The organism is Halorubrum sp. Ea1, assembly GCF_002252965.1.
In the GTDB taxonomy this organism is placed as follows: domain Archaea; phylum Halobacteriota; class Halobacteria; order Halobacteriales; family Haloferacaceae; genus Halorubrum.
The window spans coordinates 1-9,093 of the sequence record NZ_NHPG01000075.1 but is presented as its reverse complement, the minus strand read 5'-3'; the positions used below and the strand labels follow the sequence as shown (position 1 = coordinate 9,093).

General features: G+C 66.7%; 11 protein-coding genes. 8 read left to right on the top strand and 3 right to left on the bottom strand.

Going from position 1 to position 9,093, the window contains the following annotated elements; all coding sequences use genetic code 11:
• Positions 1-618: 618 nt before the first annotated feature.
• From DJ73_RS09725 to DJ73_RS09710, 4 genes are all read left to right on the top strand, one after another.
• Entirely contained in the window at positions 619-1,260 is a 642-nt protein-coding gene (locus DJ73_RS09725) for an Era-like GTP-binding protein (RefSeq protein ID WP_094557855.1), read from the top strand.
• Entirely contained in the window at positions 1,260-1,673 is a 414-nt protein-coding gene (locus DJ73_RS09720) for a DUF2073 domain-containing protein (protein WP_094524766.1), read from the top strand. Before DJ73_RS09725 ends, DJ73_RS09720 begins: the two co-directional genes overlap by 1 nt.
• Complete coding sequence (locus DJ73_RS09715; RefSeq protein ID WP_094557854.1) at positions 1,674-2,429, top strand: Zn-ribbon containing protein; 756 nt, start codon at positions 1,674-1,676, stop codon at positions 2,427-2,429. It begins immediately after the preceding gene.
• Positions 2,430-2,694: 265 nt separating this feature from the next.
• Positions 2,695-3,876: an aspartate kinase gene (locus DJ73_RS09710; RefSeq protein WP_094524764.1), complete on the top strand. Its 1,182-nt coding sequence runs from the start codon at positions 2,695-2,697 to the stop codon at positions 3,874-3,876.
• 83 nt (positions 3,877-3,959) lie between these two features.
• Here DJ73_RS09710 and DJ73_RS09705 read toward each other — a convergent pair whose 3' ends face one another.
• Positions 3,960-4,469, bottom strand: a complete 510-nt coding sequence (locus DJ73_RS09705; RefSeq protein WP_094524762.1) for a hypothetical protein — start codon at positions 4,467-4,469, stop codon at positions 3,960-3,962.
• A 370-nt stretch (positions 4,470-4,839) separates the two neighbouring features.
• On the opposite strand from DJ73_RS09705, the gene DJ73_RS09700 reads away from it, so the two are divergent.
• Complete coding sequence (locus DJ73_RS09700; protein ID WP_094557853.1) at positions 4,840-5,709, top strand: hypothetical protein; 870 nt, start codon at positions 4,840-4,842, stop codon at positions 5,707-5,709.
• Positions 5,710-5,721: 12 nt separating this feature from the next.
• Here the strand turns inward: DJ73_RS09700 and DJ73_RS09695 are convergent, their stop codons facing one another.
• Positions 5,722-6,300, bottom strand: a complete 579-nt coding sequence (locus DJ73_RS09695) for a hypothetical protein (RefSeq protein ID WP_094524760.1) — start codon at positions 6,298-6,300, stop codon at positions 5,722-5,724.
• A gap of 85 nt (positions 6,301-6,385) precedes the next feature.
• On the opposite strand from DJ73_RS09695, the gene DJ73_RS09690 reads away from it, so the two are divergent.
• Both DJ73_RS09690 and DJ73_RS09685 read left to right on the top strand, forming a co-directional pair.
• Positions 6,386-6,958 (top strand): magnesium transporter, encoded by a 573-nt coding sequence (locus tag DJ73_RS09690; protein WP_094524759.1) that lies wholly within the window; start codon positions 6,386-6,388, stop codon positions 6,956-6,958.
• A gap of 143 nt (positions 6,959-7,101) precedes the next feature.
• A complete protein-coding gene (locus DJ73_RS09685; RefSeq protein WP_094524767.1) occupies positions 7,102-7,656 on the top strand; it encodes a magnesium transporter in 555 nt (184 codons plus the stop codon).
• 44 nt (positions 7,657-7,700) lie between these two features.
• Here DJ73_RS09685 and DJ73_RS09680 read toward each other — a convergent pair whose 3' ends face one another.
• The gene (locus DJ73_RS09680) at positions 7,701-8,144 is read right to left on the bottom strand and encodes a DUF2391 domain-containing protein (protein WP_094557852.1); all 444 of its coding nucleotides are present in this window, start codon (positions 8,142-8,144) and stop codon (positions 7,701-7,703) included.
• Between the two features lie 130 nt (positions 8,145-8,274).
• On the opposite strand from DJ73_RS09680, the gene DJ73_RS09675 reads away from it, so the two are divergent.
• On the top strand, positions 8,275-8,952 hold the full coding sequence (locus tag DJ73_RS09675; protein WP_094557851.1) for a class I SAM-dependent methyltransferase: 678 nt from the start codon (positions 8,275-8,277) through the stop codon (positions 8,950-8,952).
• The last annotated feature ends 141 nt before the right edge of the window (positions 8,953-9,093 follow it).

Below are 9,093 nucleotides of genomic sequence, written 5' to 3'. Positions count from 1 at the left end.
GTAAATAGAAGGTTTTATCACTAAGCATAAACAAAAGTACCCTCGACAAACCTCTCGAGATTATTGTTGTTTGTTTAGGGTTGTTTGTAGCGGTGTTAACCCATCATTAAACGGGCTTCGCCCGGATATTCGATCTCCCACCGACCCCCCACCCACACCGAGCCCCGTCTCCAGTCGAAACGAAGGGGTGGGGGAGGAACCGGGAAATGGTACGGGTCGGCGGCCGGCTCCGTGTCAGTCGTGCCCGGCTCTCCGCTACCGCCGTTCAGTAACGGGACTGCTGCCGCTCAGTCACGGCGATCCTGCCGCTCAGTCACGGCGCTCCTGCCGTTAGGACGCCGTTGCCGCCGTTCAGTCGCGGCGCTGCCGCCGCTCGATCTCCTTCGACCCCGTTTCGGCCGCGGCGATCTCGTTTCGGATATTCGAAACGAACACCGATATCGAGCGGCTCGAATCCGCACGCGTTCAAAATCGGACGATCGGAACGTCTGACGCAGTTCTTAAGTGAGAGGGGCGTGGATTCTACCTTAATTCCCCGAACGAACCCCGGGTGCGGCCGGATCGAGGCGGTGACGCGGGACACGGCTCGTTCGGGAGAAACCAGGATTGGAGGTCAGGATGGGACTGCTCACGAATCTTAAAGACAGCATATCACGGGTCACTGACGGGCTGTTCGCGGCCGACGAACCCAAGCGTATCGGGATCTACGGGCCGCCGAACGCCGGAAAGACGACCCTCGCAAACCGGATCGCACGCGACTGGACGGGTGACGCCGTCGGGCCCGAGAGCCACATCCCGCACGAGACCCGACGGGCTCGACGAAAGGAGAACGTCGAAATCGAGCGGAACGGTCGGAAGGTAACGATCGACATCGTCGACACGCCGGGCGTGACGACGAAGGTGGATTACAAGGAGTTCCTCGATCACGACATGGAGAAGGACGACGCGGTGCGTCGCTCCCGCGAGGCGACGGAGGGGGTCGCGGAGGCGATGCACTGGCTCCGCGAGGACGTCGACGGAGTCATCTACGTCCTCGACTCTTCCACGGACCCGTTCACGCAGGTGAACACGATGCTCATCGGCATCATCGAGTCGCAGGACCTCCCGGCGCTGATCCTCGCTAACAAGACGGACCTTCCCGGAGCGAACGTCCAGCAGATCGCCAACGCCTTCCCGCAGCACGAGACGATTCCCCTCTCGGCGCTCGAAGGCGACAACATGGACGAAGTGTACACGAAGATCGCGGAGTACTTCGGCTGATGCCCGGACCGACCCCCAACGTCGACGGCGACGCGTCGCCCGACGACACGGACGACGGCGTCCGGATCGACATGATAAGCGGCGCCCGGATGGAGGGGCTCACCGGCATGGAGAAGATCCGCCTCATTCTCGACGGCGTCCGCGACGGCAACATCGTCATCCTCGAGGAGGGGCTCTCCCCCGACGAGGAGTCGAAACTGATCGAGGTGACGATGACCGAGATCAGCCCGGACGACTTCACCGGAATCGAGATCGAGACGTATCCGAAGGCGGAGACGACCGACCAGAGCTTCCTCGACAAGCTGATAGGTCGAAAGTCGGCACAGAAGCTCACCGTCATCGGTCCGGCCAACCGGATCGAGACGCTGCACAAAGATGAGAACCTCATCAGCACGCTCGTCTCCCGAAAATAGATGCCTCACCAGTGTACCACCTGCGGCCGGACGTTCCCCGACGGATCGAAGGAGATGCTCTCCGGGTGTCCGGACTGCGGTGGGAACAAGTTCCAGTTCAAGCCCGCGGGCGCGACGACTGACGAACCACCGACGACTGACGAACCCCCGACGACTGACGAACCCCCGACGACTGACGAACCCCCGGCGACTGACGAACGCGCGACGGGGGAAGACGCGGTGACGGCGGAGGACGCGACAACAACGGACGATCGATCTCCCCGGAGCGGCGACCTCGATTCGACTGATCCCGACGGCGTCGGCGACACCACCGGCTCGACCCCCGTAGACGCGTCTTCCGCTGCCGACACTGACCCCACGGCTCCCGACGCCGACCCGGCCGACCCGGCCGACCCAACCGACTCGACGACCGGGACCGAACACGTCCGCGAGCGCAGCGAAGAGGACGTTGCGCAGGCGAGCGCCCGCTCCGACGTTGTCTCGCCCGACGAACTCGACCGAGCGAGCCACCCAGTCGACTCGGAATCGGGCGCGGACACCAGAGACTCAACCGACTCCGACGGGCCTCGTCCCGACATCGGCGAGCTCCGGGACGAACTCAACGAGCAGTTCGAGAGCATTCGGATCGTGAGCCCCGGAAAGTACGAACTCAATCTGATGGAGCTGTACGACCGGCAGGAGTACATCATCTCGCTACAGGAGGACGGCAGATACGTCATCGAGATGCCCGACGCGTGGGGCATTCAGGACGAGTGACGCCGACGGAGTTCCGACGAGAGCGCTACTGACCGTACTCCACCGAAAGTCGTCGCTCCCGCGAACTGCACGTTCGGGCGACCATTGTCGAAGTGAACACAGTTATGCGGCTTCCTCCGCTACGGGCGCTCATGTCTACTGATCACGCTTTCACTTCGGGGTCTCGAGCCGTCTCTCGTCCGATCCGATGCGGCGGCACTGACTTGCGTTCTCGTTCGATCCGACGCGACGACACCGCTCGGAGTTCTCCCGACGGGGTGTGCGTATGCGCGTAGTTGCTAAGTTCGGCGGTACGAGCCTCGGTAGCGGGGACCGCATCGATCGGGCGGCCGACTCCGTCGCGAACGCGGTCGAGGCCGGTCACGAGATCGCCGTCGTCGCGAGCGCGATGGGATCGACCACCGACGACCTCCTCGAAGACATCACGTTCGAGACGGACGATGCCGACCGCGCCGAGATCGTCTCGATGGGCGAGCGAACCAGCGTCAGGATGCTCAAGGCGGCGCTGTCGGTCCGCGACATCGACGCCGTCTTCCTCGAGCCGGGCCACCCCGACTGGCCGGTGATCACGAACGAGCTCGGTGAGGTCGACATCGAGGAGACCAAGAAGCGCGCGCACGCCATCGCGGAGCGGCTCGACGGCGTCGTCCCGATCATCACCGGCTTCCTGGCGGAGGACCACGACGGCAACGTCACGACGCTCGGTCGAGGCGGGTCCGACACGACCGCGGTGATGCTCGGCAACTACATGGACGCCGACGAGGTCGTGATCGTCACCGACGTCGAGGGGGTCATGACCGGCGACCCACGGGTCGTCGAGGGCGCCCGGAACGTAGGTCGAATCACGGTCGACGAGCTGCGGAACCTCTCGTTCCGCGGCGCGGAGGTCGTCGCGCCGTCGGCGCTCTCGTACAAGGACGAGGACCTGTCGGTCCGCGTCGTCCACTACCAGCACGGCGACCTCCTCAGGGGCGGCACTCGGATCGAGGGGCAGTTCGAGAGCCTGATCGACATGCGCGAGGAGCCGCTCGCGTGTCTCACCATCGCCGGGCGCGCGATCCGCAACCGGTCCGGCATCCTCTCGCAGCTCGCGAACTCCCTCCGCAAGGAGGAGATCAACATCGACGCGGTCGCCTCCGGCATGGACTCGGTCACGTTCTACGTCGACGTCGACATCGCGGAGACTGCCGAGGCCCTCCTCCACGAGGCCGTCGTCGACGACGAGGCGCTCTCGTCGGTGACCGTCGCCGACCCCATCGCCGTCATCCGCGTGACCGGCGGCGAGCTCCCGAACCAGCCCGGCGTCATCCAAGAGATCATCGCCCCGCTGGCCAAAGACGGGATCAACATCATCGACTTGATCACGAGCGCGACGTCGGTCGCGGTGTTCGTCGACTGGGCCGACAGGGAGGAGGCGCTCGAGATCGTTCAACAGCGGTTCGACTGATCGCCAGTCCGTCCGTCACCAGTCCGTTGTCAGTCCGGTTCGACGACACACCCGTCGGTACCGGAGCAGGACCCCTTTTCGATTCAGTCGTCGTTCCGACCGTTCAACTCCTCGAACTCGATCCGGTATCGGGTGGTCCGTCGCCCCTCGAACCGCGGGCCTCTCCCCGCGGCCGCGAACCCCGAGGCCTCGATGACCTCGCTCGTCGCCTCGTCGTTCGGGACGACGACTTCGACGCCCATCTCCTCTCGTCGCGCGAACCGCCGCGGCTCCTCGAACAGCCGTTCGACCGTCGACCCGTTCCCGTCGAAGTCGGTCACGTGGACGGTGTCGCCGCGAACGTCGAACGCGACGAAGCCGAGCACCGACTCCCCGTCGTCGCCGTCGTCGCTCTCGTCGTCATCGCCGGCGCCGTTCTCGTCGCTATCGGCGGTGCCGCTCTCATCTCTATTGCTGTCGCTACTCTGATCGCCGCCCTCAACCGCGACCCGAACCGACCGGTCGTGGATCATATTTCTCGCGACTTCCCGCGGCCGACCGGTGACCGATGCCAGCGCCTCGGCGTCTGATTCGAGTGCGTCACGAATCCGCATACCACGGCTATCGGACGGATCCGTATAAACCCGCTGTCGAACGGTCGCCGGAATCCGTCGAAAACACGTCGGTTCCACCCGAAACGTCCCCGTCTGCACGAACCGTTTCCCATCTGGACGAACCGCCTCCAATCTGCACGAACCGTTTCCCATCTGGACGAACCGCCTCGTGTCTACGCGGACCGCCTCGCGCCTACACGGGCCGCCTCGCACCCGAACGACCACCTCGCGACTGTCCGAAGTAATATAGATTTAAACGACCGGCGACCCCAACATCCGACATGAGCAAATCCACTACGATCGTGGTCGGTACGATCGGTGTCTCGGCGGCCCTGTCCGTACTCATCATCCTCTCGTACGTGCTCGGCTGATGTTCTCGTCTCGGTCGCTCGACGATGACCTCGACGCAGTCCGTGAGGAACACGCTTCCGGCTCTCCGGTCCTCGACGTCGACGCCGACTTCGAGACGCTCCCGCCGGCGGCGGCCGAGGACCTCGGACTGTTCGTCGACGGGCTCTCGCCCGCCTCCTTCCCGGCGGCGTGGCTCCCGGACGAGGCGCCGGAACTCCTCCGGCGGTACGCCGGTTCCGCGTTCACCGTCGGACTGCCCGGCGACGGCACCGTCGTCCGGACGACCCAGACCGACCCGCAGACGGTGCTCGTCAAGAAGCGGGCGGAGGGAACTCCGGACGACTTCCTCGCGTTCCTGATCGCCGACCGGCTGGTCCAGGTCGGCGTCTCGCCCTCTCCGGGGTCGCTCCCGGACGACGCCTTTCCCGACCGGCTTCCCGAGAGCTTCCTCCCGTTCTTCGGCGAGCGCTACCGCGACCTCGACGCCGCGATCCGCCGACCGGATCCCGACACCGGCGCCTCGACCACGAGCCACGGGCCGAGCGACGTCTTCCAGGTCGCGGCCGCGCTGTTCGACGCGTGGATCGGGCTGTACACCCGCGACGTCTTCGCGTCGTGGCAGGGGACCCGCCCACGGCTGTTCGACGCCTGGGTCGACGCCGGCGATCGCCTAGAGGGTCGGCTCGGGGACCTCTCGGGCGAGGTCGCCCGCGGGGAGACCGACTTCGCGAGCGCGACGGAGTACGCCTGCTCCGCCTTCCGTCACGGCCTCGACCTCCCCGCGCCGTTCGCCGCGCTCGACACCGCCGCCTACCGCGACCGCGGCGCTCCCTACGCGGTGAAGTGGGCGGAGAAGACGTTCGAATCGATGGTCGACGACGGCGCCTGACAGGATACGATCCTAGATGTCGAAGGTGACGTTGCCCTCGCCGTCGAGCTCGATGACGCCCTCGAACAGCTCCCGGAACCGATCGAGCGTCGCGACTTCGTGGACCTCCTCGGAGAGGTGGAAGATCCCGACGGCGTCGTGCTCGTCGAGGAGCGCGAGGATGTCTGCGGCCGCCTCGAACACCGCGTCGTCGTCTGCGTAGTACGCCATCTCGGTGAGCGAGTCGACCGACACCCGTCGCTTCCCCTCGTTCTCCGTGAGGAACCGCTCGACGCGGTCAACCACGCCGTCGAGGTCGTCGGGGGCGGAGACGTAGAAGACGTCGTCGCTGGAGCGCCGCGAGTAGCCCCGCTCGACGGAGAGCGTGTCGAGGATCGTCGCCTTCGTCTCGTCGACGTCGTAGTACTCCAGCTTCTGTTCGACCTCCCGCGCGGTGGTCCGCGTGGAGACGACGAGGAACGCGTCGGTGTCGGTCTTCAGGAAGTCCGTGTCGATCCGGTCCGTCTCGCCGATGCTCGGGTGGACGAGCAGCAGCCCCGTGCCGCCCGGAATTGTTTCCGGCCCGTTCTCGATGGCGAGCGAGTAGTCCATGCGATCGGAAACCGCCCGACCGACTTAACGATGCGGGCCACGTCGTCCGACCGGTTTTTGAGCCTCCCTCGCGTCGGGATGCACGATGGCCGGCCACGACACCGCACGCGACGTCTACCGACAGGCGCTGCCGGTGATCCTCGTCAGCCTCGTCGCCGGGCTGTTCGCCGGCACCATCCTCGGCTCCGAGACGATGCGCGCAGGCATCTCGGAGGTCCCCGGCCTCCTCCTCCTGCTCCCGGCGTTCCTCGCGACCCGCGGCGGCGTGTACGGCTCCCTCGGGGCCCGACTCTCGACCGGGCTCCACCAGGGACTCATCGAGCCCCAATTCCGGCTCGACCGGCGGCTCAGGAACGCGATCCTCGCTTCCTTCATCAACGGGATGAGCGTCTCCGTCTTCATCGCCGTGGTCACCTACCTCTGGCTGACGCTCCTCGGGACGGAGGGGAACCTCCTCCAGCTGGTCGGGATCATGGTCGTGGCGGGGTTCCTCTCGGCGACCCTCATGATCTCAGTGCTGATCGCCGTCATCTTCGTCGGCTACCGCCGGGGGCTCGACCCGGACAACGTGATCGGCCCCGTCGTGACGACGCTCGGCGACGTGTTCGGCGTCCTCTTCCTCCTCGTCGGGATCTACGTCGTGGGGGCCGTGCTGTGACGGACGCAGACGCGGGAGGCGGCTCGGCGTCCGATTCGGGTGGCGGCTCGACGTCCGGTACGGGTGGCGGCTCGACGTCCGGTACGGGTGGCGGCTCGACGTCCGGTACGGGCGGCGGCTCGGCGCCCGGCGCGGAGACCACGATGACCGACGAGTGGTCGATCGGTCGGATCGTTCGGACGATGATCCCGCTCCTCGCCGCGCTGTCGGTGCTCCAGCTCGTCTCGGGCACCGTCCTCGAGACGTACGAGGCGGTGCTCGTCCGCAACCCGGCGCTCCTCGTGTTGGTGCCGGTCCAGATCGGGACGGCCGGGAACCTCGCGTCGATCACCTGTTCGCGGCTCACCACGCAGCTCTACCTCGGGACGTACGAGCTGGACCCGTCGAACCCCGACCTCAGGGCGAACGCCGGCGCCGTGTTCGCCTTGGCGGGGACCGTCTTCGGCGTCGTCGGCGTCGCCGCGTGGGCGATCGGCGTCGCGCTCGGCGGCACGCTCGGGCTCGGACAGGTGCTCCTCGTCTCGCTGGTCTCGGGGATGCTCCTCGCCGTCCTCGTCGTCGTCGCCAGCGTCGCCGCCGTAGAGGCCTCGTACCGGATCGGGCTCAACCCCGACGACACGACCATCCCGGTCGTCACCAACGTCTGCGACATCGCCGGTGTGCTGATCCTCTTCGCCGTCGTCTCGGTCGTCGTGTGAGTTCGGACGCCGGTGAGAGCGGACGGCGCTGTCGCCGTCCGAGCTCAGAACACGCTGTCGGCGGTCGCGGCGCCGACGACGCTGAACACGGCGCTGACGGAGACGGCCTTGGCCGTCGTCGCCCACAGCTCGGTCCCCGTCACGCCCTGCTGGATGAGGAAGGTGTCCGGCGCGTCGAACAGCACCGCGAGGACGGTCACGGACCCGAACGCGACGATCATCAGCGACACGAACCGAGCGGGGATCCCCGCGATCTCCTTTTCCACCTCGGGGTCGCGGTCGGTGTCCGCCCGGTAGAGCGCGGCGTAGCCGATCAACGCGACGAGCCCGGCGGTCAGTGCCCCTTGGACCGCGTTCATGCCCGCGGCCAAGTCCCACACCTCTCCGGTGACGACGAACGGGCCCGCGAGGAGGAAGCCGCCGACCGCCTGCTGTGCGGAGTCCGCGATCCGGAACTTCGGCCGACGGAGGCTCCGCGGGCGCTTCATACTCCCCGAAGGGACGGCAGTCGATAAAACACCGACGCTTCTTCGGACGCGTCTCGCGCGCCGCCCTCGAACGCGACGAGTCCCGCGGCCCCTCCGAACCGGTTTTCACCCGCCCGCCCGTCGCCCCGGTATGAGCGTTCGCGAGGAGTTCGATCAGTGGGCGACGTCGGGGAAGGACCGCGGGATGGAGGACAGACACTGGCACACCGCCAAGCACCTGCTCGCGCGGATGCCGGTCGAGGCGGGCGACGCCGTCCTCGATCTGGGCACCGGCTCCGGCTACGCGCTCCGCGCGCTCCGCGAGCGCGGCATCGGCCGCGGCTTCGGGCTCGACGGCGCACCGGAAATGGTCCGCAACGCCCGGAGCTACACCGACGACGACGCCGTGGGCTTCCTCGTCGGCGACTTCGACGCGCTGCCGTTCGCCGACGACTCGCTCGATCACGTCTTCTCGATGGAGGCGTTCTACTACGCGGCCGACCCGCGCAACACGCTCCGGGAGATCCGACGCGTGCTGAAGCCCGGGGGCACCTTCTACTGCGCCGTCAACTACTTCGCGGAGAGCGAATCGACCCACGCGTGGCAGGACAACATCGCGGTGGAGATGACCCTGTGGAGCCGCGAGGAGTACCGCGAGGCGTTCCGCGACGTCGGGCTGTACGTCGCCGAACAGGACAACGTCCCCGACCGAGAGATCGAGATCCCGGACGCGACCGAGTTCCCCACCGACGACTGGGACTCCCGCGAGGCGATGGTCGACCGCTACCGGACGTGGGGGACGCTGTTGACGGTCGGCGTCGCGCCCTGAATCGGTCGTCTTTTTATAAATGGTCGATCGCGGATCGGAGGCGAACAGCTTCAAAGCCCCAGCCGCTCGGTTATACGCAGTTGCTGACGGATCGGAGGTGAACACCTTCAAAGCCCCAGCCGCGAGGCGGGCGCACGCTCG